The sequence below is a fragment of the Urbifossiella limnaea genome (genome assembly GCF_007747215.1).
In the GTDB taxonomy this organism is placed as follows: Bacteria; Planctomycetota; Planctomycetia; order Gemmatales; family Gemmataceae; genus Urbifossiella; species Urbifossiella limnaea.
In genome coordinates, this window is record NZ_CP036273.1 from 4,039,329 (window position 1) to 4,062,489 (window position 23,161).

Annotated in this window: 21 protein-coding genes; 10 read left to right on the forward strand and 11 right to left on the reverse strand. The window is 69.8% G+C overall.

Going from position 1 to position 23,161, the window contains the following annotated elements; genetic code table 11:
- Window positions 1–91 precede the first annotated feature (91 nt).
- From ETAA1_RS16530 to ETAA1_RS32045, 4 genes are all read left to right on the forward strand, one after another.
- The gene (locus ETAA1_RS16530) at window positions 92–472 is read left to right on the forward strand and encodes a hypothetical protein (RefSeq protein ID WP_145240325.1); all 381 of its coding nucleotides are present in this window, start codon (window positions 92–94) and stop codon (window positions 470–472) included.
- A gap of 80 nt (window positions 473–552) precedes the next feature.
- On the forward strand, window positions 553–1,695 hold the full coding sequence (lpxB, locus tag ETAA1_RS16535) for a lipid-A-disaccharide synthase (protein ID WP_145240327.1): 1,143 nt from the start codon (window positions 553–555) through the stop codon (window positions 1,693–1,695).
- Between the two features lie 84 nt (window positions 1,696–1,779).
- Complete coding sequence (locus ETAA1_RS16540; protein ID WP_145240329.1) at window positions 1,780–2,454, forward strand: metal-dependent transcriptional regulator; 675 nt, start codon at window positions 1,780–1,782, stop codon at window positions 2,452–2,454.
- Window positions 2,455–2,574: 120 nt separating this feature from the next.
- Window positions 2,575–2,727, forward strand: coding sequence for a hypothetical protein (locus ETAA1_RS32045; RefSeq protein WP_202920178.1), 153 nt, complete (start codon window positions 2,575–2,577; stop codon window positions 2,725–2,727).
- Window positions 2,728–2,783: 56 nt separating this feature from the next.
- On the opposite strand, the gene ETAA1_RS16545 is transcribed toward ETAA1_RS32045, so the two are convergent.
- The 4 genes from ETAA1_RS16545 to ETAA1_RS16560 form a co-directional block, all read right to left on the reverse strand.
- A complete protein-coding gene (locus ETAA1_RS16545; RefSeq protein WP_145240331.1) occupies window positions 2,784–3,794 on the reverse strand; it encodes an ABC transporter permease in 1,011 nt (336 codons plus the stop codon).
- Window positions 3,791–5,305, reverse strand: coding sequence for a sugar ABC transporter ATP-binding protein (locus ETAA1_RS16550; protein ID WP_145240333.1), 1,515 nt, complete (start codon window positions 5,303–5,305; stop codon window positions 3,791–3,793). Before ETAA1_RS16550 ends, ETAA1_RS16545 begins: the two co-directional genes overlap by 4 nt.
- A gap of 101 nt (window positions 5,306–5,406) precedes the next feature.
- A complete protein-coding gene (locus tag ETAA1_RS16555) occupies window positions 5,407–6,489 on the reverse strand; it encodes a substrate-binding domain-containing protein (RefSeq protein WP_145240335.1) in 1,083 nt (360 codons plus the stop codon).
- A 90-nt stretch (window positions 6,490–6,579) separates the two neighbouring features.
- Window positions 6,580–7,242, reverse strand: a complete 663-nt coding sequence (locus ETAA1_RS16560; protein ID WP_145240337.1) for a hypothetical protein — start codon at window positions 7,240–7,242, stop codon at window positions 6,580–6,582.
- Between the two features lie 510 nt (window positions 7,243–7,752).
- Between ETAA1_RS16560 and proS the strand changes: the two genes are divergently transcribed.
- Both proS and ETAA1_RS16570 read left to right on the forward strand, forming a co-directional pair.
- Window positions 7,753–9,297: a proline--tRNA ligase gene (gene proS / locus ETAA1_RS16565; RefSeq protein WP_145240338.1), complete on the forward strand. Its 1,545-nt coding sequence runs from the start codon at window positions 7,753–7,755 to the stop codon at window positions 9,295–9,297.
- A 161-nt stretch (window positions 9,298–9,458) separates the two neighbouring features.
- Window positions 9,459–11,276, forward strand: coding sequence for a hypothetical protein (locus ETAA1_RS16570; RefSeq protein ID WP_145240340.1), 1,818 nt, complete (start codon window positions 9,459–9,461; stop codon window positions 11,274–11,276).
- A 50-nt stretch (window positions 11,277–11,326) separates the two neighbouring features.
- Here ETAA1_RS16570 and ETAA1_RS16575 read toward each other — a convergent pair whose 3' ends face one another.
- From ETAA1_RS16575 to ETAA1_RS16585, 3 genes are all read right to left on the reverse strand, one after another.
- Window positions 11,327–12,412 (reverse strand): cellulase family glycosylhydrolase, encoded by a 1,086-nt coding sequence (locus ETAA1_RS16575; RefSeq protein WP_145240342.1) that lies wholly within the window; start codon window positions 12,410–12,412, stop codon window positions 11,327–11,329.
- A 20-nt stretch (window positions 12,413–12,432) separates the two neighbouring features.
- Complete coding sequence (locus tag ETAA1_RS16580; protein ID WP_145240344.1) at window positions 12,433–13,083, reverse strand: FHA domain-containing protein; 651 nt, start codon at window positions 13,081–13,083, stop codon at window positions 12,433–12,435.
- Window positions 13,084–13,217: 134 nt separating this feature from the next.
- A complete protein-coding gene (locus ETAA1_RS16585) occupies window positions 13,218–13,541 on the reverse strand; it encodes a hypothetical protein (protein ID WP_145240346.1) in 324 nt (107 codons plus the stop codon).
- Between the two features lie 104 nt (window positions 13,542–13,645).
- Here ETAA1_RS16585 and pfp point away from each other — a divergent pair, with 104 nt between their 5' ends.
- Both pfp and ETAA1_RS16595 read left to right on the forward strand, forming a co-directional pair.
- Window positions 13,646–15,004, forward strand: coding sequence for a diphosphate--fructose-6-phosphate 1-phosphotransferase (pfp, locus tag ETAA1_RS16590; protein ID WP_145240348.1), 1,359 nt, complete (start codon window positions 13,646–13,648; stop codon window positions 15,002–15,004).
- Between the two features lie 116 nt (window positions 15,005–15,120).
- Window positions 15,121–16,398, forward strand: a complete 1,278-nt coding sequence (locus ETAA1_RS16595; protein ID WP_145240350.1) for a Glu/Leu/Phe/Val family dehydrogenase — start codon at window positions 15,121–15,123, stop codon at window positions 16,396–16,398.
- A 7-nt stretch (window positions 16,399–16,405) separates the two neighbouring features.
- Here the strand turns inward: ETAA1_RS16595 and ETAA1_RS16600 are convergent, their stop codons facing one another.
- The gene (locus ETAA1_RS16600; protein WP_145240352.1) at window positions 16,406–17,719 is read right to left on the reverse strand and encodes a hypothetical protein; all 1,314 of its coding nucleotides are present in this window, start codon (window positions 17,717–17,719) and stop codon (window positions 16,406–16,408) included.
- Between the two features lie 246 nt (window positions 17,720–17,965).
- Between ETAA1_RS16600 and ETAA1_RS16605 the strand changes: the two genes are divergently transcribed.
- Complete coding sequence (locus ETAA1_RS16605) at window positions 17,966–18,151, forward strand: hypothetical protein (protein ID WP_145240354.1); 186 nt, start codon at window positions 17,966–17,968, stop codon at window positions 18,149–18,151.
- A gap of 74 nt (window positions 18,152–18,225) precedes the next feature.
- Here the strand turns inward: ETAA1_RS16605 and ETAA1_RS16610 are convergent, their stop codons facing one another.
- Window positions 18,226–19,140 carry an L-threonylcarbamoyladenylate synthase gene (locus ETAA1_RS16610; protein WP_238389235.1) on the reverse strand — a complete coding sequence of 305 codons (915 nt, stop codon included), beginning with the start codon at window positions 19,138–19,140 and terminating at the stop codon, window positions 18,226–18,228.
- A gap of 118 nt (window positions 19,141–19,258) precedes the next feature.
- Here ETAA1_RS16610 and ETAA1_RS16615 point away from each other — a divergent pair, with 118 nt between their 5' ends.
- Complete coding sequence (locus ETAA1_RS16615; RefSeq protein ID WP_145240356.1) at window positions 19,259–20,716, forward strand: tetratricopeptide repeat protein; 1,458 nt, start codon at window positions 19,259–19,261, stop codon at window positions 20,714–20,716.
- 60 nt (window positions 20,717–20,776) lie between these two features.
- Here ETAA1_RS16615 and ETAA1_RS16620 read toward each other — a convergent pair whose 3' ends face one another.
- On the reverse strand, window positions 20,777–21,628 hold the full coding sequence (locus ETAA1_RS16620; protein WP_145240358.1) for a DUF429 domain-containing protein: 852 nt from the start codon (window positions 21,626–21,628) through the stop codon (window positions 20,777–20,779).
- 44 nt (window positions 21,629–21,672) lie between these two features.
- Window positions 21,673–23,142, reverse strand: coding sequence for a hypothetical protein (locus ETAA1_RS16625; protein WP_145240361.1), 1,470 nt, complete (start codon window positions 23,140–23,142; stop codon window positions 21,673–21,675).
- Window positions 23,143–23,161: the final 19 nt, after the last annotated feature.

The window sequence follows — 23,161 nt, forward strand, 5'->3', positions numbered from 1 at the left end:
CATCCCCGAAGACCGGCGCAGGACGCACCCTTCCGGATGGTAAGCCTGGCCCCTCAGCCACCCCCCTAACCGGCTGCGAGGCACAGCACCAATGTCCAACCTGAACGTCACGCCGGCCCCCGTGGCTGCCGCTGCGTCGTCGGCCGAGGGCGACAACTTCCCGAACGACCGCCGCAAGCGCAACATCCCGGTCGCGAAGGACCGCCGCGCCGCCAACGCGGCCGCCAAGCGCGCGGCCAGCGAACGCCGCCGGCTCATCGACCCGACCACCTGTGAGCGCGACTACAACGACGAGGAAACCGAGTTCATGAAGGCCATGGACCGGTACAAGCGCGAGAACCGCCGCCCGTTCCCGACGTGGAGCGAGGTGCTCGAGGTGATGCGCTCCCTCGGCTACCGCCGCGTCGCCGAGCCGACCGCCCTGCCCACCGGCAAGCGCGAGTCGGGGGTGTCACCCATCCCGACGCGGTAGCCGGTTCGAGTTCAGGGTTGCACGAGGCCGCCTCCGAACTCTAAACTCTGAACTCGAAACTGTCCAGCGGCACGGACGCCATGCACCTGTTTCTTTCCGCCGGCGAGCCGAGCGGCGACCTGCACGGCGCGAACCTCGTTCGCGCTCTCGCCCGTCACAACCCCGCGGTTCGCGTCACCGGCCTTGGCGGCCCGCGGATGGCCGCGGCCGGCGCGACCGTCCTGTACCCCCTGGCGAAGCACGCGGTCATGGGCTTCGTCCGCGTGCTGAAGCACCTGCGGACGTTCTTCCGCGCCGCCCGGCTGGCGCAACGGAGTTGGGCCGCCGACCGGCCGGACGCGGTCGTCATCATCGACTGCTCCGGCTTCAACCTGCCGCTGGCGAAGCGGGCGCACGCCGCCGGCATCCCCGTCTACTACTTCATGCCGCCGCAGGTGTGGGCGTGGCGGAGCGGCCGCGTCGAGAAGATTCGCCGCTGGTGCGCCGGCGTCCTGACCGTGCTGCCGTTCGAAGATGAGTGGTACCGCAGTCGCGGGGTCGCCACCCACTTCGTCGGCCACCCGTACTTCGACGAACTGGCCGCCCAGCAGCCCGACGCGGCGTACGTGGCTGCCGAACGATCCGGCGTCGGGCCAATCGTCGGCCTCCTCCCCGGCTCCCGCGACCAGGAAGTGACCGCGAATCTTCGCCTGCTCGTCGGTACGGCTCGGCGCGTCGCTGCCGAGAGGCCGGACGCGCGGTTCCGCGTCGCGGCATTCAACGACCGACACGCCGACGTGTGCCGCGCCGCGTTCGCGGGCCTGAGCCTTCCCGTCGAGGTGCTGGTCGGCCGGACGCCGGAAGTGATTTCGATGGCGACCGCGTGCGTCGCCGTGTCCGGCTCGGTGAGTCTGGAGCTGATGGCCCGCCACGTCCCCTCCGTGGTCGTATACCGGATGGGCCGCTGGACGCGGAAGCTGGTGCTGAAGCTGGTCAAGGTGCGGTGGATGAGCCTCGTAAACCTGCTGGCCGGCGAAGAACTGTACCCCGAAAACGCCACCGACTCCGACGACCCGACGCCCGTCGCGGCACCGGTCCTCCGCTGGTTGAACGACGAGGCCGCGCGGTCGGAGGTCGTGGGCCGGCTCCGCGAACTGACCTCCCGCGAGGCCCGGCCCGGGGCGTGCGACCGCGCCGCCGCGTACCTGCTCGCCGCCGCCGGCGGCCGTGCCGCCGCCGCCTGACGAGATTCACGAACTTCCCGCGGCGGCCGCGCCCCCGCCCCGATAGGATGGCGGGAACCATCTCCCCCCGGTGCCGGAGCCGGCATGCCCGACCAGCCGTCGCAGGCGGTGCAGGACTACCTCAAGGCCATCCACCAGCTCGGTGGCGGCGACGACTTCGTGCCGCCGGCCAAGATCGCCGCCGCGCTCGTCGTCAAGGCGCCGTCCGTCACCGGGATGCTGAAGCGGCTCGCCGACGCCGGGTGGATCGACTACACGCCGAAGTCCGGTGCGCGACTCACGCCCACCGGGCTGTCCGAAGCCCTCCGCGTGATCCGCCGGCACCGGCTCGTCGAGCTGTTCCTCACTCAGGTACTCAAGCTCGACTGGAGCGAGGTGGACGCCGAAGCGGAGGCGCTGGAGCACGCCATCTCGCCGCGGCTCGAGCAGGCACTGGCCGACTACCTCGGCGAGCCGCTGGAGGACCCGCACGGCCACCCCATCCCGTCGAGTACGGGCGAGTTGCGGCGGCGCGAGCTCCTGCGACTGTCGGAGTTCCGCGAGGGCGCCCGCGTGGTCATTCGCGAGGCCCAGGACGACAACCCGGCCCGCCTTCGACACTGGAGCGATCTCGGGCTCACGCCCGGAGCGACGGTCCACATCCTCCACTACCAGCCGCTCGACGACTTGTTCGAAGTCGAGGTCGGTGGCAGGCTCGTCCGCCTCGGTAGCGAGGGACTGACAGGCCTCCGCGGCGAGCTGGAGGCGGTTGCCGGCTGACTGCGCCGAGAAATCGGGCGCCGGAGGGCGTCACATTTCCGGCCGCATCCGGTTGACCGGTCAGCACCCCGTTCTAGGTTGGAGCATCTTTCCGCGTCGCCCGCAACCGGGCTCCTGACCATGCTCCACCTGATCGTCTGTGACCTGGCCTGCCTCGCCATCGCCGCGCTGTACTACACGTACCGCGACGTGTACCAGCACCGCCGCCGGCGGTCGCAGCTACGCGAGCGCGTTGCTTACATGCTCTGGGCCGCCGCCGCGAAGGCGGCGTGAGGCCGAAGTGATAATGCCCCAAGCCCACCGGCCGCGGCCGGTGGGCTTTTTCGTCGTCAGTGTCTGGCCCGCTGTCGACGCCGGATGAATTCGTCGAGGATGGTGCCGGCCAGGAGCGTCAACCCGATTACGGTTGGGATCAGGTCGCTCTTGAGCCCGCGGATGGTGACGAGGTTTTCGAGCACCGGCAGCACCATCGCCCCGAGCACCATGCCGACCGCGGTCCCCTCGCCGCCGCGGAGGCTGCACCCGCCGAGGACGGCGCCGAGGATCGCGTACAGTTCCAGGTACTGCCCGCCGCTGTCGGCCTGTACGTAAGCCGAATCGAGGAACAGCAGCACGCCCGCGAGCCCCGCCAGCGCCGAGCACACCACGTACACCCACGCCCGCTGCCGGTCCACGTTCACCCCGGCGTACTTCGCGGCCAGCTCGTTGTGCCCGATCGCGAACCAGTAGCGGCCATAAGCCGAGCGGTGGAGAAAGAAGCCGACCACCGCCGCGAGCACCAGCAGCACCACGAACTGCGCCGGGAACTGCAACTCGCCCGTCGAGTCTTTCCCGACCAGGACGTACCGCAAGAACTGAAGCGACCCCGCGAAGTCGGGCTGCGCCTCGACCGTGGCCGTGCGGCTGACCGTGCCCGCGAGGAGCCGTGCCGCGCCGCGGTAGACGAACATGCCGCACAGCGTCACGAGGAACGGCTGGAGCTTCAGCCGGGTGATGAGCAGCCCGTTCACCCAGCCCACGAACCCGCCGCAGGCCACGACCAGCGGCAGCGCCACGAACGGGTGCACGCCGCGCTCCGTCAGCACGCCGAACAGCACCGCCGAGAAGCCGACCACGGCGCCGATCGACAGGTCGATGCCGCCGGTGATGATGACCAGGGCCGCGCCGAGCGTGATGACGCCGTAGCGGCCCTGGATACTGGCCACGTCGATGAGGTTGCCCTGAATCCGCTCCTGCGTCCGCGACGCCGGCTCGAACCCGGGGGCGTTGTCGACGTACGTGCCGACGAGCCCCGCGTAGAGGGCCGCGAGCAGGCCGAGCACCCCGAGGATGCGCATCATCCGGCTTCCCCCCCCGTGGCCAGCCGCATCACGGCTTCTTCGGTCACCGCCGCCCCGGCCAGCTCGCCGGCCAAATGCCCCTCGTGCATCACGACCACGCGGTCAGACATGCCGAGGAGTTCTTCCATGTCGCTGGTGATCATCCACACCGCGACGCCGCGGCCGGCCAGCTCGTCGACCAGGGCGTAAATCTCGGCCTTCGCCCCGACGTCCACGCCGCGGGTCGGCTCGTCGAGGACCAGCACGCGCGGGCCGCGCGCGAGCCACTTGCCGTACACGACCTTCTGCTGGTTGCCGCCGGAGAGCAGGCCGACGGTCTGCGCCGCGGACGGCGTCTTGACGCGCAGCTTCTCGATCCACGTGGCGTGCAGTGCGGCCTCGGCACGACGGTGCAGGCCGAAGCGCGAGCGGAGCCGGTCCAGGTTCGGCAGGCTGAGGTTGAACCCGACCGACTCGGCGGTCACGAGTCCGTGTAGCCGGCGATCCTCGGGCACGAGGAAGACGCCCGCTCGGATCGCGTCGGCGGGCGACTTCACCGTCAGCGGTCGGCCGTCGAGCGTGAGCGAGCCGGCGGCGAGCTGGCGGACGCCGAACACCGCCTCGGCCAGCTCCGTGCGGCCGGCCCCGACCAGCCCCGCCATGCCGAGGATTTCGCCGGCGCGGACGTCGAGTGACACCGGGGTGTCGGGGCCATTCCGGTATCGGAGCCCGGCCAAGGACAACACTGGCTTGCCGCCGGTGCCGGAGCGATGAACCTTCGGGTAGAACGACTTCATGTCGCGGCCCACCATGAGCCGGACCATGTTGTCGTGCGTCACGTCGGCCCTCGCCAGCTCGCCGGCGTTCTTTCCGTCCCGCAGCACCGTCACGCGGTCGGCGCAGCGCTTCACCTCGGCCAGCCGGTGCGAGATGTACAGGACCGAGACGCCGTCGCGGCGGAGGGCGTCGATCACCTCGTACAGCCGTTCCGTCTCGCGCTGCGTGAGGCTCGACGTTGGCTCGTCCATGATGAGGACGCGGACCGCGGTGCCGAGCGCCCGCGCGATCTCCACCAGTTGCTTCTCGCCCGGCGGCAGCGTCTCGACGCGCCGGGTCACGCGGTCGGCGGGGAGGCCGACGCGGGCGAGGAGTGCTGCCGCGCGCTCGGTCATGACGCGGTTGTTGAGGACGAGCAACTTGCCGCCGGCGGTGACCTCACGGCCCAGGAACAGGTTGTCGGCGACGGTCAGATTCTCGGCGAGGTTGAGTTCCTGGTGGATCAACACGACGCCGGCCGCGGTCGCCTCCGCGGGGCCGGCGAAGCGGACGGGGCGGCCGTCGAGTTCGACCGCGCCCTCGTCCGGCTGGTAGACGCCGGCCAGAATCTTCATCAGCGTAGACTTGCCGGCGCCGTTCTCGCCGACGACTGCGAGCACCTCGCCGGGCGCGAGCGTCAGTGACACACGGTCCAGTGCGACGACGCCTGGGAAGCGCTTCGAGACGGCGGCGGCGGTGACGCGGGGGGTGGTCATTGGCGCGAAGGTAGCCGGCGAGCCGGCGGCGTCAGCCCCGGGATTCCGGGGTGGCTGGAGCAAGAATCCGGGGGCTGACGCCCCCGGCTCGCCTCGATCAACTACCGCTTCACGCTGGCGAGTTGCTCCCGCATGGCGGTCAGGTAGTCGCCCGCCTTCGGGAACTTGATGTGGAGGCTGTTGATGGTCTGGTCCGGCCCGCCGTCGCGGGTGATGACCTGGTACGGGGCCGACCCGGCCACGCGCTTCGTCTTGTCGCCGCGGGCCTCGGCCGCCAGCACCTCCACGGTCTTGTAGCCGTAGTTGTAGGGGTCTTGCACCACAGTCCCCTCGATGTGCCCGTCGGCGATGGCCTTCAGCGTCTCCTGGTTCTCGTCGAACCCGACGATCTTGACTTTGCCGACGAGGTTCTTGGAGCGGACGGCTTCCAGGATCGACGGCGGGTTGTAGGCGTACAGCCCGACCATGCACACGTCCGGCACGCCGTCCAGCCGGCTCAGCATCGCCTGGGCGTTGCTCGCGGCCTTCTCCTTCACCATGTCGTCGATCTTCGGCTCGCCGTCGACCAGGAAGTAGTTGCCGTAGAACTTCCCGCTCAGCTCCGGCCGCGACGGGTGCCTGCCTGCCAAGCCGTTCTTGTCGGGCGTCGCCAGTTCTTCCAGCACACCCGCCGGCCGGGCCTGCCCGTTCGCCGAGGTCACGCTGCCGATGAACAGGGCGACGGTGCCGCCGTTCGGCAGCGCCTTCTTGACAAGTCGGCCGACCGCCCGCCCGGCCTCCTTGTTGTCCACGCCGACGTAGCAAACGCGGCCCGAGTCCGGGGCGTCGTTGTCCATCGTCACCAGCACCGACTTCTTGGCGACTAGCTTCAGGTCGTCAGTCTGCTCCTTGGGCTTGATGACGCTCACGCCGATGCCGCTGAAGCCCTGGCTGACCCAGGCGTCGATGACCGGCTTCTGGATGTCGCCGTCGCCGGACTTGGGCTGGTTGAACACCAGTTCCACGTCGAAGTCCTTGGCCGCCTTGTTGGCCCCGGCCTCGCACAGGTCCCAGAACGGGTCCACGCAGTTGGTGATGATGCCGACCTTCGGCTTCGCGGCCGTGTCCTTCTTGCCGCAGGCCGGGACGAAGCCGAGGCCGACCGCGACTGCCGCGACCAGCCCGAGACGTGACCACCGCGCCATAGCCGCACCCGGGGAGTGGGGAGCTGGGACTTCGTAAAGGTTCTTTACAAAGTACCCGCGCTCGGCCCGGCGGCAAGAGTTACGCCGCGATTATCGCTCCCACTTCGGGGCCGCGGCGCTGCCAGCCATCTGCTTGCGAATGTCATCACCGCGCTGCGACTGCCGCAACAACGGCTGCACCTTGTCCAACTCGGCCGGGTCGAAACCGGTGCCGCGGAGCAGGTCGCGGGCCACCGCCTCGGCGTTCAACTCGGCGGGCGTGAACCGCTTCGTACCCACCGCCTCCTTGTGCCCCACCTCCGCCGCCAACGACGGGTCGAACGTGGTCGCGTCCGGCAGCGTGACGCTGGAGATGCCCTCGCGGTCCTTGCCGAACTGCGAAGCGCGGCGCTTCTCGGCCGACATCTTGCCGAGTTCGGAACACAGCACCGCGGCCAACTCAGGCTCCGTCTTGCACGTCTCGACGAGGCCCGCGCTGATGAACACCTCGGATGTGCCGCGGTGGAACAGGACCGACTCGCGGACCCACACGACGTGAAAGAGCGGCTCCAGGCCGCTGAACGGGTTCTGCGCCATGATGCGCCGGCCAAGAGAGTCCACGCGCTCGGAGGTCGGCAGGGACACCGGAAGCGTGTTCGCCGTGGCCGGGTCTTCCCAGCCGAGCAGCTTCTCGACGGAGAACGTGCCGCTGTGGACGCAGCCGCTCAGGAGCAGCAGCCCGCAGGCGAACCCGATCGCGGCGCGGCGGTCCATTAGCGTAACCCCAGAACGCGGAACCGACCCGATACCGGGAGCAGGCGTTGCTGTCGAGAGGGAACCATCGTCGGCTCCCGGGCGAACGCCAACCGGCGGCCGGCGGCCGCGCGGGAACGCGGTGCAACGGCCGCCGGCGGCGGGGTGTCGGGTTTCGGCACAGACGCGCCCTCCGGGCCGCACTCGTTAGCCAGGGGGTTTGCAGGTTCGACCCTGCGGCCAGTCGCCCGGACGACCGGCGCCCCCCGGCACCTCCTGAAGGAGGCGTACCGCGCGGCTCGCGTTGGGACCCACGGGTCGAGGCGGGGTTGACCGGCCACTCTTGTTGCGCGGTCCGGGCCGCGACGAACTCAGGCTTGAACCCCACCCGACACCTCAGGGAGAATCATACGGAACGCCTGTTCACTAGTCAAGCCGGGATCGGATTTCGCCCCAGTGCCTGCCACGACCCGCGCGGCGCGACGGCTTCTATAACAGCACCCTTCAACCGTTCGTTCAGGATGCCCGCTCATGGCCGACGCCATCACCCCCCGCGCGAAAGACTACCCCCGCTGGTACCTGGACGTGGTCCAGAAGGCCGGCCTCGCCGACAATTCGGACGTGCGCGGGTGCATGGTCATCAAGCCGACCGGGTACGCCCTGTGGGAGAAGATGCAGCGCGCCCTCGACCGCCTGTTCAAGGACACCGGCCACGTCAACGCCTACTTCCCGCTGTTCATTCCCAAGCGCTACCTGGAGAAGGAGGCCGAGCACGTCGAGGGCTTCGCCAAGGAGTGCGCCGTCGTCACGCACCACCGGCTCGTCGCCAAGCCGGACGGCAAGGGGCTCATGCCCGACCCCAAGGCCGCGCTCGGCGACGACGAGATCCTGGTGATCCGGCCCACCTCGGAGACGATCATCTGGCGCACCTACAAGGAGTGGATTCAGAGCTACCGCGACCTGCCGCTGCTCATCAACCAGTGGGCCAACGTCGTCCGCTGGGAGATGCGCACCCGGCTGTTCCTCCGTACTGCCGAGTTCCTGTGGCAGGAGGGGCACACCGCCCACGCCACCGCGAAGGAGGCCGAGGAGGAGACGCACCGCATGGTGGACGTCTACCGCCGCTTCGCCGAGGAGTGGATGGCGATGCCGGTGCTGGTCGGCCCCAAGACGGACGCCCAGAAGTTCCCCGGGGCCGTGTACACGCTGTGCATCGAGGCGATGATGCAGGACGGCAAGGCGCTCCAGGCCGGCACCTCGCACTTCCTCGGGCAGAACTTCGCCAAGGCGTTCGACGTGACGTTCAAGGACGCGGCCAACAAGGAGGAGCACGCCTGGGCCACGAGTTGGGGCGTCAGCACGCGCCTGATCGGCGGGCTCATCATGACCCACTCCGACGACAACGGCCTGGTCTGCCCGCCGCGGCTGGCGCCGACCCACGTGGTGATCGTGCCGCTGGGCCGAAACGACGCCGAGCGCGGCCCGAGCATCGCCGCCGCGGAGACGCTGGCCGCCGAGTTGCGTGCCCTGCCCCGCGACGACTTCTACGGCTACGAGCCGATCGCGGTGAAGATCGACACCATGTTCGACAAGCAGCCCGGCTTCCGCTACGCCGAGCACGAACTGCGGGGCGTTCCGGTGCGCGTCGAGATCGGGCCGAAGGACATCGAGAAGGCGGCGTGCGCCGTCGCCCGCCGTGACGTGCCCGGCAAGGAGGGGAAGCAGTTCGGCGTGCCGCTGACTGGTGCCGCGGCGCACATCGACGCCCTGCTCCGCGACATCCAGGTGAAGCTGTTCGAGAAGGCGAAGGCGTTCCGCGACGCGAACACGGTGACGGCGAACACGCTCGACGAGTTCAAGGCGCTGTTCCCGATGGAGAAGGACGACGAGGGCGGCTCGGGGCTGAAGTTCGTGCTCGCCCACTACGACGGCAGCCGCGAGGTCGAAGACCTGGTGCAGAAGGAGTACAAGGCAACCGTGCGCTGCCTACCGTTCGGCGACGCCGGCGAGCCGGGGACGTGCGTGTTTACCGGCAAGCCGTCGCCGCGGCGTGTGGTCTTCGCACGGGCGTACTAAAACTCGCTTCGCCCACCGGTTTCACCGGTGGGCCTGCTTCCTCACCTTCACCACTGGCAACTTCGTGCCAGTGGCCTACCAATACATCACCCCGCAGGTCAACTTTGCCCCCGGTACTCTCTCACCGGGTCGCGGGGTTCCGTCCCCCCGAGGTGCCCACCATGTTTCGAACCGTGACGGCAGCCGCCGTGACTCTGGTCGCGGCCGCAATCACCTCCGCCGCGCCGCCGCCGGACGGCAACTACCTCCTCAGCGGCGTCACCCCGTTGGGCGACTCCCCGAGCTGCATCCTCAAGCTCGAAACGACCGACGGCAAGCAGACCGCCTCCGTCCTGTACGCCCCCAAGGGGACGGACATGAAGGTGAGCGGGTACACCGCCACGGACAAGAGCGTCACGTTCACCGTCCAGCAGTTCGTCACCCAGCCGAACGGTCAGAAGTTCCAGTTCGTGCCGTCGCGGTTCGTCGGCACCCCGGGCGCGGACGGCAAGACCGTGGTCGGCAGCGGCGGCGCCGACCTGCGGCCGACGCGGATGAAGCTGACCGCCACCGACGCGACCGAGTTCACCCGCGCCACCACCGGCGGCGGCCCGGCCGCGGCCGCCTACAAGGCGGTCGGCGAACTGCAGCAGAAGGCGTTCCCGATCCAGATCAAGCTCCAGCAGGAGAAGGACCCCGCGGTCAAGAAGGAGCTTCTGAAGCAACTCGCTGACGCCCGGCAGGAGGTCACCGAGAAGATGCCCGTCCTCCTCCGCGAGGTCGTGGCCAAGCACCCCGACTCGGTGGCCGGCGCGGAGGCCGCGATGGGCCTGCTGCGGGTGCCGACCACGAAGCTCGCGGCCGGTGAGGCGCAGAAGCTGGTCGGCGTGATCCGTAAGCAGGGCGAGGTCTACGGCAAGCGGTTCGTCGACGGCACCGAGCGGCAGCTCGCCGACATCCTGGCCCCGCGGACCGACGTGGGCGACCTGGGCGTCAAGGCCATCGAGCCGGTCGTGAAGGCGATGAAGGCCGACGCCCCCGCCGCCGACCGCGTCGCCACGTTGCAGCTGTACGAGACGGCGCTGAAGAACGCCGGCATGACCGCCAAGGCCAAGGGCGTCGAGGCCGAGATCGCCAAGCTGGAGACGGTGCTGGACGAGGAGTACCACAAGACGGTGCCGCCGTTCAAGCCGGACGCCTTCGCCGGCCGCAAGGACTCGAAGGCGAACCGCGCCGTCGTGATGGAACTTTTCACCGGCGCCCAGTGCCCGCCGTGCGTGGCCGCGGACGTGGCCTTCGACGCCCTCGGCAAGAGCTACGGCTCGAAAGACCTGGTCCTGATCCAGTACCACATGCACATCCCCGGCCCCGACCCGCTGACGAACAAGGGCACCATCGCCCGGTGGGACTACTACCGCGAGCGCTTCCCCGAGGGCATCCGCGGCACGCCGAGCACGCTGTTCAACGGCACGCCCAAGGCCGGCGGCGGCGGCGGCATGGCCAACGCCGAGGCGAAGTACGGGGCGTACACGAACATCATCAACCCGCTGCTGGAGGAGAGCACGTCGGTGAAGCTGACCGGCAAGGCGACCCGCACCGGCGACAAGGTCGAGATCGGCGTCGAGTACGCCGGCGTGCCGACGGCCGGTGAGCCGAAGTTGCGGCTACTGCTCGTCGAGGACACGGTAAAGTACGTCGGCTCTAACAAGCTCCGGTTCCACCACGCCGTGGTCCGGGCGATGCCGGGCGGCGCGGCCGGGACGGCGCTGAAGGCCGCGACCGGCAAGCAGGCGGTGAGCGTGGACGTGTCGCAGGTGCGGGCCGAGCTGTCGAAGTACCTGGACGACTTCGCGGCGAACGAGCGCCCGTTCCCGACCTCGGCCCGGCCGCTGGAGATGGCCAAGCTACAGGTGATCGCGCTGGTGCAGGACGACGCGACGGGCGAGGTGCTGCACGCCGCCCGGTTCGACGTCGGCCCCCGCGGGCCGCAGTCCGAGTGACGGCGGCTTAGTCCGGCGTGTCGGGGGCAGCCACTCCCGACACGCCCTGGTCACTTCTTGCTTCTCGCCACCCGCTCGAACAGTTCCAGCCAGCCCAGTATCAGGGCGTCCTTGATCTCGCGGGATCGCCGCAACTCCGCCGGCGGCTGACCCCAGTAGAACCCGAACCACCCGGCCGCCCGCGGGCCCGCGCGCTCGACGAACCGGCCCAGCTCCGCCGGCGAGCACCGCAGCGGGAACGTCTCCTCGACGACGACCGGCTTCCCGACGTCGAAGCCGTCCAGAGTCTTGAGCGCGTCGTCGAGCTTGCCCGCCTCCGGGTAGAGATGGACGGACACGAAGTCGAGTTCGGGCGCCACCCGCGCCGGCACGAAGCCCGATGTCAGTCCCTTGCGGTCCAGGCTCCAGTCCACGAGGCCGACCGTCACCAGTGCGTCGGGGTCGGCTGCACGTACGGCCGCGGTCAGGTGCTTAGTCCACGCCCGCGCCACGTCCGGCCGAGGGCGGTCTTTCTGGTCGAGCGACACGAACTGCACGAAGTGTTTGCCGCCGAAGGCCGGGCCGAGCCAGTCGCCGGCCGCGCGCCGGCCGCCGGGCACGACCGGCTCGTTCATCAGGTCGTAGCAGAAGACCACCGACCGCCCCTTGCACCGGCCCGCGACGGCCGTCCAGAAGCGGGCTTGCGCCGCCCACCGCTCCGCCTCGTCGAGCCGGTCGTACCACGCGGGCACGTCGGCCTTGTGGTAGCAGCCCAGCCCCGTGAGGTTGAGGTACAGCCGCTCGCGGGCCGCCAGGTCGAGGAGTTTGCCGAGGCGCTCCAGGTTCCTGGCGTCGGGCGTCTCGGCGCCGGTCATGAACCGGCCGAACTGGAGGTGGACGCGGACCACGTTCGCGCCAAGCCCGGCCATCGACTTGAAGTCGCGCTCGACGCGGTCCCACTCGTCGGCCCAGTAGTCCTCGATCAGCCGGCCGGTCGGGTCGTGGTCGTAGTTGAAGCCCCACGGACGGAACGCCTCGCCGCCGGGCGTGCGCACGAAACCCTTTCCATCCTTCGACACCACCACGCGTGGCGGGTCGGAGGCGGACGCAAGTGGTGCGACGAGGGCGAGGGTGACAAGGGATGTGAAGCAGACCATGTGCCCCCCTTCGGGTCGGGTCAGCCCGGCGGCGGGGCGGCTTCCACGTCCACGCGGAGTTGAGCGACGCCGATCTGGATCACGTCGCCGGCCTTCAGCGGCAGCGCCCCGCCGGCGCGGAGGCGGGCGCCGTTCACCCACGTTCCGTTCAGGCTGTTTAAATCCTCGACGACGAGCACTGACCGGTCAAGGGTCAGGCAGGCGTGGCGGCGCGAGCTCCACACCTGGCCGTCGGGCTCGATCGCCGTCAGATCAACGTCCACCGGCTTGTCCGCGAACCGACCGATGATGTTCCGGCCCGGGTAGACGGGGTATTCCGCCCCGATCCGAAGCCCGCGGATCACCCGCAGCTTCACGACGAACGCGGGCGGCGGCGGCGGAGGGACCGCGAAGATCGTCGGCCGGTCGGGCGACCCGGCGGGGGCCGGGGTCACAGTGACTCGCGCGTCACCGCTCGTGTTGACGAGTACGGTGGCAGGGGCCAGTGTGCGGTCGGGGGCCGGGGTGACTGGCGGCCGCGAGTCGGCCGGGTAGCGGGAGTCGAGGCAGGCGACGCCGGGGCTGAGTGCCACGGTGACGAGCAGCGGTGATCCCGGGGAGAATGCGCCACAGCGGGCGCAGCCGGCGGCCCCGTCGGGAAGTGCCGTCAGGCACGTCGGACAACTGGACATCGAACGCGGTCCTTGACACGGGGCGACCGGGCGGTGGCGTCACCGACCGCCGGGCAAATCGTAGCTCACGGCGCCGTCGAGTGGGGAACGGCCGGTTGATTTCCGGGCGATGCGGGCGGGGGTCGCAACGGCGCTCAGGCGGGAACCGAATTCGTGTCCCGCACCTCGAGCGTCACGTCAAGCGACTGGGCCGCCGTGTCGCGCGTGAGAAGAATTTCATTTCGTGGTCGAAGGAGGGCCGTGATGTCCGCCTCGAACTGCTCCCCGGTGGCGGAACGAGGTACGAGTTGAACTCCATTCAGTGCGACGTCTCCGCCCCCGACGACGACCAGCCAGACGCGCTCGCGCGGGTCGAGGGCCGCCGGCCAACCGAACGGGCGGGCGTGCCGGAACCGCGGGCCGTCGGCGGTGACGGTCCAGGCGCCGCGGAGGCGGATGACGTGGTGTGCGTGGCTCACGGCTTCATCTTACCCCGCGGCGCGGCCCCTTGAAACGACTGCGGCAGTTCCGATCCTGAACACCGAACGTCCACCCCGGTTGGGGGTCGAGAAGGGTGCAGCACATGGCCGAGTCGAGCCGCGGCAAGTTGGCGATCGTCACCGGCGGGGGGCCGGCCCCCGGCATTAACGGGGTCATCAGCTCGGTCACCATCGAGGCCATCAACCAGGGGCTGGAGGTGATCGGCTTCACCGACGGGTTCAAGAACCTCGTCCTCGGCGACGCCTCCGCCGCCCGGCCGCTGACCATCCCGGACGTGGCCCCGTACTACCACCGCGGCGGCTCCATCCTCGGCACCAGCCGGACGAACCCGGCCAAGAAGCCGGAAGACCTCGCCCGCGTCATCAGCACCCTCCAGGGGCTCGGCGTAAAGTACCTGGTCACGGTCGGCGGCGACGACACGGCGTTCGGCGGCAGCCAGGTGTACAAGCAGTGCAACGGGGCCATCAAGGTGGCGCACGTGCCGAAGACGATCGACAACGACCTGCCGCTGCCGCCGGGCGTGCCGACGTTCGGGTTCGAGACGGCCCGGCACTACGGCGTGCAGGTGGCCAGCAACGTCCGCGAGGACGCCAAGACGACGACGCGGTGGTACATGATCGTGTGCATGGGCCGCGCCGCGGGGCACCTCGCGCTCGGCGTCGGCAAGGCGTCCGCCGCCACGGTCACGATCATCGCCGAGGAGTTCCGCGGCAAGCCGGTCACCCTCAAACTCGTGTGCGACATCCTGATCGGCTCCATGATCAAGCGGAAGGCCCAGGGCCGCGGGTACGGCCTGGCCATTCTTTCCGAGGGACTGCTGGAGTCGATCGGCGAGGCCGGCCTGCTCGCCGCCATGTGGGACCTGATGCCCGCGGCCCTCGTCGCGGAGCTGAAGCGGCGGAGCACGAAGGAGCAGGACGAGGCACTGGCCGAGTACCTGGGGCGGTTCGGCAACGTCGAGCGCGACGCCTTCGGCCACCTCCGGCTCGGCGAGATCGAGTTCGGCCGCATGGTCCGAGCCCTGCTGTCGAAGCGGCTCGACGTGCTGGGGCTCAAGACGACCATCGTGGACAAGGACCTCGGGTACGAGCTGCGCTGCGCCGACCCGATCCCGTTCGACGCCGAGTACACCCGCAACCTCGGGTACGGGGCGGTGAAGTTCCTGCTGTCGCCGGAGGCGGACAAGTACGGGGCGATCGTCAGCTTCCTCGAGGGGAAGCTGGTGCCGCTGAAGTTCGAGGACATGATCAACCCGAAGACGCAGCGGATGCGGCCGCGGCTGGTGGACGTGGACGCCGAGAACTACGAGTGTGCCCGCCGCTACATGATCCGCCTGGAGCCGGCCGACTTCTCCGACCCCGAGCGGCTCCAGAAGCTGGCTGCGGTGGTGAAGCTCACGCCGGAGAAGTTCCGCGAGGAGTTCGGACACGTCGTCGAGTAGCCGACGTCAACCGGCCCACCCGTCCCGGCAGGCGGGTGGGCCTCCTCGGACTCGGGGTTGCGTCGGCCCCGGCGGTAGAATAGAGGGGATTCCCCCCTCTCCGCCGAGACCGCCTCATGGCCTCCGACAACCTGTACGACTCGTCGCCGGTGTACCGGATGGCCGCGGAACAGCTCCGGGCCGTCGCCGCGGCGATCGACCTGGACCCCGGCATCGCCGCCCGGCTGGCCGTCCCCAAGCGCTCGCTCATCACCGGCTTCCCGGTCCGCATGGACGACGGCGCCACCCGCATCTTCATGGGCTACCGCGTCCAGCACTCGCTCACCAGCGGCCCGAGCAAGGGCGGCCTTCGCTACGCCCCGTCCGTGGACCTGGGCGAAGTCGCGGCGCTGGCCATGTGGATGAGCTGGAAGTGCGGCATCATGAACCTGCCGTTCGCCGGCGCCAAGGGCGGCATCACCTGCGACCCGGCGGCACTGAGCGCCGGCGAGAAGGAGCGCGTCACCCGGCGGTTCACCGAGGAAGTGCTGTCCATCATCGGCCCGCGGGTGGACGTGATGGCCCCGGACGTGGGCACCGACGAGCAGACGATGGCGTGGATCATGGACACCTATTCGATGAAGATCGGGTACGCGGTCCCCGAGGTGGTGACCGGCAAGCCGGTGGAACTCGGCGGCTGCATGGGCCGCCGCGAGGCCACCGGCCGCGGCGTGGTATACTGCGTCCGCGCGGCCCTCGACGAACTCCACATCGACCCCGTCGGCGCGACCGCCGTCGTGCAGGGCTTCGGCAACGTCGGCTCGGTGACGTGCGAGGAGCTGAACAAGATCGGCACGAAAGTCGTGGCGATCGGCGACCGCTACGGCGCGATCCGCAACGCGAAGGGGATCGACGTCGCCGCCCTGTCCAGGCACGTCAACGCGCCGGCGAACACCCGCCGGACGGTGGTCGGCTTCGCGGGCGCGGACGAGATCGCGGCGGACGACCTGCTCACGACGGAGTGCACGGTGCTGGTGCCGGCGGCCATGGAGCGCGTCGTCACGGAGACCGTGGCGGGAAAGCTCCGCTGCCGGGTGCTGGCCGAGGGGGCGAACGGGCCGACGACGCCGAACGCGGACGCCGTGTTGGCGGCGTCGGACATTTACATCATCCCGGACGTGCTGTGCAACGCCGGCGGTGTTACGGTGAGCTACTTCGAGTGGGTGCAGGACATCCAGCAGTTCATGTGGAGTGAGGAGGACGTGAACCACGAGCTGCGGAAGCTGATGATGCAGGCCTTCACCCGCGTCCGCAAGCAGGCGGTCGAGCGGAAGCTGTCGAACCGGCTGGCGGCGCTGAGCCTCGGCGTGCAGAAGGTCGCCACCGAGAAGTTGAAGCGCGGCCTCTTCCCGTAACCCTGCGTCAGCCGTCGTGCCTCAGGCTGTGCCACGTCTCCACGGCCCAGTCGCGGTCGGCGGCGGTCTCACTGTAGACGTGACACACCACGAGTTGGCCGTCGGCCGCCGTCACGCCGCTGAGCCGCCACACGCGGCGCTCGCCCTCGTCGGTCGTCTCGCCGAACACCGCCTCGCCGCGGACCCCCGGCAAGTTCACGGCTGCGACCGCGTCGCCGTCCGGCAGGCTGCGGCGGCCGACCGCGACGGATTCTTCCGGCGTCGGGCGGGTGCCGTCGGGCTTGGTGTAGCCGACCGCGTGGAACCAGACCGTGCGGGTGGCGTTCCAGCCGGTCCAGGTGCGGTCGTCGCCGAGTTCGCGGGCGAAGTCGCCGGGCACGACGATCGACCAGCCGGAGCCGACCGGGGTCCGAACCGGGCCTCGGCGGTAGCCGATAGGCGGCCCCTCGGCGGCGAACTCGAACGCCCGCTGCGCCACCCGCTCGCGCAACTCCGGGTCCGACGGGTTGACCGTGTGCCCCTCCTCGTCGTTCTCGATCGCGTCGAGCACCTCCAGCCACTCGCGCCACGGCAGGTCACCCGCCGGGTCGAGCTTGTAGGCGCTGGCCAGGTCGTTGGCGATGCCGTCGGTCATCTCCCCCTCGGCCTCCGTGAGTGGCGGCCGCCACGGGAAGTCGCACCAGAGCCGGCACAGGGCGCGGTTGCGGTAGAAGGCGGCATCCGTCCCCGGCGACCACCACGCGAACACGTCTCGGCCAGAACTCGGGTTCGACGCCGCGGCTTCGAGCCACGCGCGGGAGCGCGGGCCGAGCGGCGTCAACACCGGACCGGGGTGCAGGAAGCCGTGGTTCGGCGGTAGTCCGATTGCCGCCGGCGGCCGCGCGGCGAGTGCCCGACTGCACTCGGCTCCGAGCCAGGCGTCGGACGCCCGCTCGCACGCCGGCCGGTTCGTGTCGGTGAAGAAGCCCGTAGGGTCGTCCGCGTCGTCGGCCACCCATCCGACGTTGAACTCCGCGGCGAACTGCTTGAGTAGGCCGCACAGGTGGGCGTGGTAGCCGGGACCCGCGGCGTCGGTGCGGGCTGACACCCGCAGCCGACCGCTGGCACCGAGCCGGATCTCGGCCGGCGGAACCGCAGGATGGCAGGACACCAGGACGACAGGTTTGTCGTCGGCGTCGCGGACGACGGGTGCTTCGAGGACGGTGTCGCCGATCTGCTCGAACCAGACGGCCGCGCGCCCGAGCCAGTCGCGGGCCTCGGCGCGGCTAAACCGTTCGGGGCCGTCGTCGGCCTGGCCGGTGAGCGAGAGCGTGATCGGCATTTCGGGCCGGCCCACTCCGGGGCGATGCGGGGTCCGTTGGGACCACTGTACGGGCGGAAGGGAGTTTCGCCATCCTCGACGGAACCGGTTCTCGGGGTGGGGTTACGACAATTCGCCGGAAGCGCCGAGTTTGACTGGATTTCCTGGCCCGAATCAGTAGAATAAATTCTCCATCAGGCGAAGTCGTTTCTGGGGAGTTGCTCCACCCGCCACCCTCCCCGGCTGGGATGGATTGGAGATACGTACATGCAGTCGATTGGTGGCGACCTCAGCGTCGAACTATTCCGCTTCCGCGACCTGTGCAACGACGCCCCGCAAGCCCTGGACGGGCTGGCGCGTGTGCTCGTGGCCGCCGGGCAACTCGAAGCGGCCAACCGTGTTTGGGCCTGGGTCGATCAGGCTCAGGCGTTGAGCGTCGAGAACGCGGCCTGAGTCGGACCAAGATTTGTGTTTTCGCGACCCCCACCCCCGGGTCGCGGAAACAAGTGTCTTCGACGGAAAGACGACTACTCCGCGGCCCGCATCAGTCGATCGCGCACGCCCGCCCAGTCCGCGGTGTCCGGCGGCAACTCGATGACGATTCGCTCGTAACCCTCCCAGTCTAATTCGTGCAGTCGGTCGTATAGCACAGCTGCGTAGGCAGTTGGGCAATCGGGCATGTTCTGAAGCAGCCCCACACGTTCGCCGTATCGTTGCTCGGCTCCCGGAGCCACGAGCACAACCGGCGTGTGCGGGCTGTAGTGCTTTGCCATCTGACCGGGCGAACGGGCGATTGTGCTCGTGGATGGTTCGCGTTGCGAGTCGATGGAACCGACGACCGCTTCCAGCATCGGCGAAGTGATCAATCCCGGTCGCAGCACGCGGACTCGCGTACCGGTCATATCCACGACAGTGGATTCGATCCCGCCCTGGCAACGCCCGCCGTCCAGGATCAGATCGATTCGCCCCGCCAGCCCCTTCACCACGTGTTCGGCCCGCGTCGGCGAAAGTTCCGTGCTTCGATTGGCACTCGGCGCCGCGATCGGAACTCCCGCAGCCCGGATCAGCGCCCGCGCCACCGGGTGCGCCGGGCAGCGAACCGCGACCGTCGGCCCGCCGGCGGTGACGACATCCGGCACGGCCGGCCCGCGCGGCAGCACGAGCGTGAGAGGTCCGGGCCAGAAGCGTGCGGCGAGCGCGCCCGCCGTTGCCGGCCATTCGGCGGTAACGTTTACAGCGTCACTCACGTCGGCCACGTGAACGATGACCGGGTTCGTCGCCGGCCGGCCCTTCGCGGCGAAGATGCGGCCGACCGCGGCCGCGTCGAGGGCGTTGGCCCCGAGGCCGTACACCGTCTCGGTCGGGAACGCGACCAACCCGCCGGCGCGGATGACGGCGGCGGCCCGCTCGATCAGCGCCGGGTCGGGGTTGTCCGGGTCCACGCGCAGTAGGTCCGTCGTCACCGGTTCGCCACCTATTCCGGCGGGCCGTAGGATGAGGTACAACGATACTGTACGCTGTCCACTCTCCGGACGGCCGCGGCGCGGAGGCCGTGACCCCATGCCCGACACGCCCGCCCTTCCCCCTCCCACCGCCGAGCAGAAGCGCATCGCCACCGACAGCTTCACCCGGGCGAAGGAGGCCATCGCGTCGGGCGGGCTCGACTACGCCATCAACCTGCTCCTCACCTGCTGCAAGCTCGACCCGGCGAACTACTTCTACCGCCAGACGCTCCGCAAGACGCAGAAGGAGAAGTACGGCAACAACCTGCGCGGCAGCCGGTTCGCGTTCTTCACCACGCCGCGGTGGAAGGCCAAGGCCAAGTCCGCCAAGCGAGGCCGCGATTACACCCGCGTGCTGGAGCACGGCGAACAGGTGCTGTGCCGCAACCCGTGGGACGTGGGCATCCAGATGGACATGTCCGAGGCGTTCGACGCCCTCGGGCTCGCCGACCTGGCCGTGTTCAGCCTCGATCAGGCACGCCAGAAGAACCCCAAGGACGCCACCCTGAACCGCGCGCTGGCCCGGCTGTTCGAGAAGCGCGGCGACTTCCAGAAGGCCATCGTGCTGTGGCAGATGGTGCGCGAGGTGGCCCCGAACGACGTGGAGGCCGCCCACAAGGCGAAGGACCTGGCGGCCAGTGAGACGATCAAGCGCGGGCAGTACGTCGAGGCCGCGAGCGGCTCCAAGGAGTCGCCGGTGATCGGGCGGATCGAGGCGCGGGCGACCGAGAGCAAGGAGCGCGGCACCCGCGAGGCCGAGCCGCTACGCCGCCGCATCGAGGCGGAGCCGACCGAGCCGTCGCTGTACATCCAGCTCGCCAACACCTATCGCAAGTACAACCAGGACGACCGCGCCCGCGCCACCCTGCAACAGGGGCTCGGCCCGACCGGCAACAACTATCAGATTCAACTCGCGCTGATGGACCTGGACCTGGCCCCGGTCCGCAAGAACCTGGAGCTGGCCGAGGGGCGGCTGAAGAAACTCCGCGAGCGGATGAAGGACCCGGACCGCGACAAGTCGGAGGACGACGAGCCCCTGACGGAGGGCGAGTTGGTGACGCTCCGCGGCAAGCTGACGAAGGAAGTGAACGCCCGCGAGATCGAGCTGTACCGGCTGAAGGCCGACCGCACACCGACGGACCTGTCGCAGCGGTACGAGCTGGGCGTGCGGCTGATGAAGGCCGAGCTTTACGACGAGGCCATCGCCGAGTTGCAGCAGGCCCGCAAGGAGGAGCGGCTGAAGTGGCGGGCGGGCCTTTCGCTGGGGCTGTGCTTCCGCAAGCGGAACAACTGGCGGCTGGCGCAGCGGAACTTCGAGGAGGCGCTCGCCGCGGTGCCCGAGTCGGAGGAGCGCGGGCGGAAGGAGTTACTGTTCGAGCTGGCGACAGGCGCGGCCGAGCAGGACGACCTGGCGCGGGCGATCGACCTGGGGCACGAGCTGGCGAACCTGGACTACTCGTTCAAGGGGATCGGCAAGCTGCTGGACGACTGGAACGACCGGCTGCAGAACGCGTAGGTACGTTGCGGCTTAGCGGCGTCGACGCCGCTAAGCCGCAAGCGGCCAAGCCCCGAGCCGTTACACGTACAAATGCCCCTCCCGCGGATACCGTGGGTGCCGCGCAATCGCAGCGTGGTCCGCCGCTGCGACCGCCCGCGCTGCCCCGACTGCCGCAATCACCGCGTCCAGCGCGTCAGCCCCGGGGTTGCGCATCATCACCCGGCGGAACCGCTCGTCGATCCGCACCAACTCGTCGAGCGCGGTGTGCAGCGCGTGCCGCGTGCGGAGCCGCTTCCGCGTCAGCGGGCCGCCCTCCGGCTGCTTGTAGTTCTGGTGCGGCAGGCCGAGCTTCTTCAGTACGCTCCCCGGGCAGCACTCCACCAACACGCGTTTCGCCCGGCCCAGCTTGCGGTAGTGGAACGGCAGGATGGCGGTGCCGGGGACGCGGGTCAGCGGCTGAACCACGTCGCGCATCCCGTAGAAGGTCTGGTAGATCATGCGGTAGTGGTAGCCGTCGAACGGCGCCTTCGCGTCGGTGTCGGTGGTGCGGCGGAGGTGCATCCGGTCGCCGACGAGCAGGGCGCGGCGGATGCATTCGAGTCCGCAGGCGTAGGCCTCGTCGCCCCACTCGCGGAGGAAATCGAACTGGTGGAGCCACTCGGCGGTTGAGGGGAACAGTTCGACTGGCAGCCCGAACGGGCAGTCGAAGCCCCACAGCGCCGACTCGGACGCCGCGACCAGATCGACGAGATGGGCCAGTGCCGGCGCCCGTTTCGCGGTGCCGGCTATGTCTTCGAGCCGGTCGAGGGCCGTGAGGACCGGCCGGCCGCGGCGGCGCGGCTCGATGCGGGCGATCCAGATGTTGCGGCCGGCGAGCTTCGCCCCGGAGAAATCGACGCCGTAGACCACCGCGAAGTCGGGAACGCGCATCCCGCCATTTTGCACGACGGCGGGGGAGCGGCCCAGGTCAGGAGTCACTTCCGCAGTTGCACCTCGTAGACGCGGTTGAGAGTCGCGTCCGCCTCGCGGCCGGACGGCGGCGTGCCGCGAATCACGGCGGTGCCGTTCGCCACCTCGTACCGCAGCGGCCGGCCGGTGAACGGGTCGTGCGGGATCGGCAGTCGCGTCTCGTCGAGCGTGCCGGGGAGCCGGCCGCCGTTGGCTGCCGCGAACGCCCGCACCGCCTCGACGGCCTGGAGCATGGCGACCTGTTGTTGGATGCGGCTGCGGGCGATCGACACCTTGCCGATGCCCGGCCCGAGCGGACCGAACACGCCGGTCGGTTGCGCCTTGTCGAACCCGGCGGGGAGTTGCCACGCAGGCACGGTGAGCCACTTAAGGATGTCGTCGCGGGACGCCTCGAACCGGTTCACCTCGTCGATCAAGATGACCTGCATCGGCGGGAACGCCTTGACTCGCAGGTCCTGGACCGGCGGCGCGGGCAGGAGGCGGGCGCGGGCCTCGGCGACCTGCTTGGCGTCCGCCGCGCGCCCGCCGAGGTAGGTGGCAGGCGTCGGCGGCTCCTTCGGCCTCGGCTGAGCCTTCGGCAGCGGCGGGGGCGGATCCCCCTCCTTGAATGGGGGGGCGAGTCCCTCCTTGAACGGGGCGACGAGGTCGAGCAGGCGGGTGACTTTCAAGACCGCGACGCCGACCTGCGCCTCCGTCATCGGGTTCTTGCGGTCGAGGACCGGGTCGAGTTCGACCGCCAGGAACGTCCGCTCGCCGTGGGTCGCCTTGCGGAGGTCGAACAGCGGCGTCGGCAGGTCGGCGAGCGCCCAGAACAGGTTCGCCGCCCCCGGCTGCGCGACGAACTCTTCGACCGACGAGAGCGCCGTCGCCGCGATGGCGATGCCGACCAGCGAGCCGATGATCGTGGGGTGCTCGTTCAGAGTGCGAGCCAGGGCGAGGTGCGTCTGGATGGTCTCGGCGGCGGCCGCGAAGTCCCCGCGGGCGATCTCGCCGCGCGCCCGCACCCGCAGGACGCGGGCCAAGTCACGGAACTGCTGGATGTCGGGCAACAGCGTGTAGATGCCGTCCTGCTTCAGTTCGGCGATGATCTGCCAGTCGATCGCCTCCATGCGGGCCGCGCGGGTCGCCAGGCGCACGGACGAGCCACCGTACTTCTCCAGCTCCTTGACCGTGCGGAGGTCGGCGAGCGGGGCGTTCAGCCACTTCTCGCGCTGCTCCACGGCCTCTTTGTTGTGGTAGAAGTTGTGCTGCTCGCCGAAGCACTTGTAAAAGCCCTGCACCTGGTTGCCGGGGATCATGTCGCGGGTCGTCGGGAGCAGCGTCCACCGCAGCGCCGGCACCGGCGGTGCGGCGGGACTGGCGCTCAACTTGAGTGTCAACTTGCCGTCCTTCACCTGCGGGCCGGGCTGTGATCGGGCGTCGGCGACGAGCAGCGCGGCGAGCACGAGGGCGCACGGGGGCACGAGGAACCGCACGGGTTCACCTTCGGGTTGG

Bases quoted from the DNA above. Each gene is read 5' to 3' on its own strand.
- ETAA1_RS16530 (WP_145240325.1), top strand. From the start codon at position 92: ATGTCCAACCTGAACGTCACGCCGGCCCCCGTGGCTGCCGCTGCGTCG.
- lpxB (WP_145240327.1), top strand. From the start codon at position 553: ATGCACCTGTTTCTTTCCGCCGGCGAGCCGAGCGGCGACCTGCACGGC.
- ETAA1_RS16540 (WP_145240329.1), top strand. From the start codon at position 1,780: ATGCCCGACCAGCCGTCGCAGGCGGTGCAGGACTACCTCAAGGCCATC.
- ETAA1_RS32045 (WP_202920178.1), top strand. From the start codon at position 2,575: ATGCTCCACCTGATCGTCTGTGACCTGGCCTGCCTCGCCATCGCCGCG.
- ETAA1_RS16545 (WP_145240331.1), bottom strand. From the start codon at position 3,794: ATGATGCGCATCCTCGGGGTGCTCGGCCTGCTCGCGGCCCTCTACGCG.
- ETAA1_RS16550 (WP_145240333.1), bottom strand. From the start codon at position 5,305: ATGACCACCCCCCGCGTCACCGCCGCCGCCGTCTCGAAGCGCTTCCCA.
- ETAA1_RS16555 (WP_145240335.1), bottom strand. From the start codon at position 6,489: ATGGCGCGGTGGTCACGTCTCGGGCTGGTCGCGGCAGTCGCGGTCGGC.
- ETAA1_RS16560 (WP_145240337.1), bottom strand. From the start codon at position 7,242: ATGGACCGCCGCGCCGCGATCGGGTTCGCCTGCGGGCTGCTGCTCCTG.
- proS (WP_145240338.1), top strand. From the start codon at position 7,753: ATGGCCGACGCCATCACCCCCCGCGCGAAAGACTACCCCCGCTGGTAC.
- ETAA1_RS16570 (WP_145240340.1), top strand. From the start codon at position 9,459: ATGTTTCGAACCGTGACGGCAGCCGCCGTGACTCTGGTCGCGGCCGCA.
- ETAA1_RS16575 (WP_145240342.1), bottom strand. From the start codon at position 12,412: ATGGTCTGCTTCACATCCCTTGTCACCCTCGCCCTCGTCGCACCACTT.
- ETAA1_RS16580 (WP_145240344.1), bottom strand. From the start codon at position 13,083: ATGTCCAGTTGTCCGACGTGCCTGACGGCACTTCCCGACGGGGCCGCC.
- pfp (WP_145240348.1), top strand. From the start codon at position 13,646: ATGGCCGAGTCGAGCCGCGGCAAGTTGGCGATCGTCACCGGCGGGGGG.
- ETAA1_RS16595 (WP_145240350.1), top strand. From the start codon at position 15,121: ATGGCCTCCGACAACCTGTACGACTCGTCGCCGGTGTACCGGATGGCC.
- ETAA1_RS16600 (WP_145240352.1), bottom strand. From the start codon at position 17,719: ATGCCGATCACGCTCTCGCTCACCGGCCAGGCCGACGACGGCCCCGAA.
- ETAA1_RS16605 (WP_145240354.1), top strand. From the start codon at position 17,966: ATGCAGTCGATTGGTGGCGACCTCAGCGTCGAACTATTCCGCTTCCGC.
- ETAA1_RS16615 (WP_145240356.1), top strand. From the start codon at position 19,259: ATGCCCGACACGCCCGCCCTTCCCCCTCCCACCGCCGAGCAGAAGCGC.
- ETAA1_RS16620 (WP_145240358.1), bottom strand. From the start codon at position 21,628: ATGCGCGTTCCCGACTTCGCGGTGGTCTACGGCGTCGATTTCTCCGGG.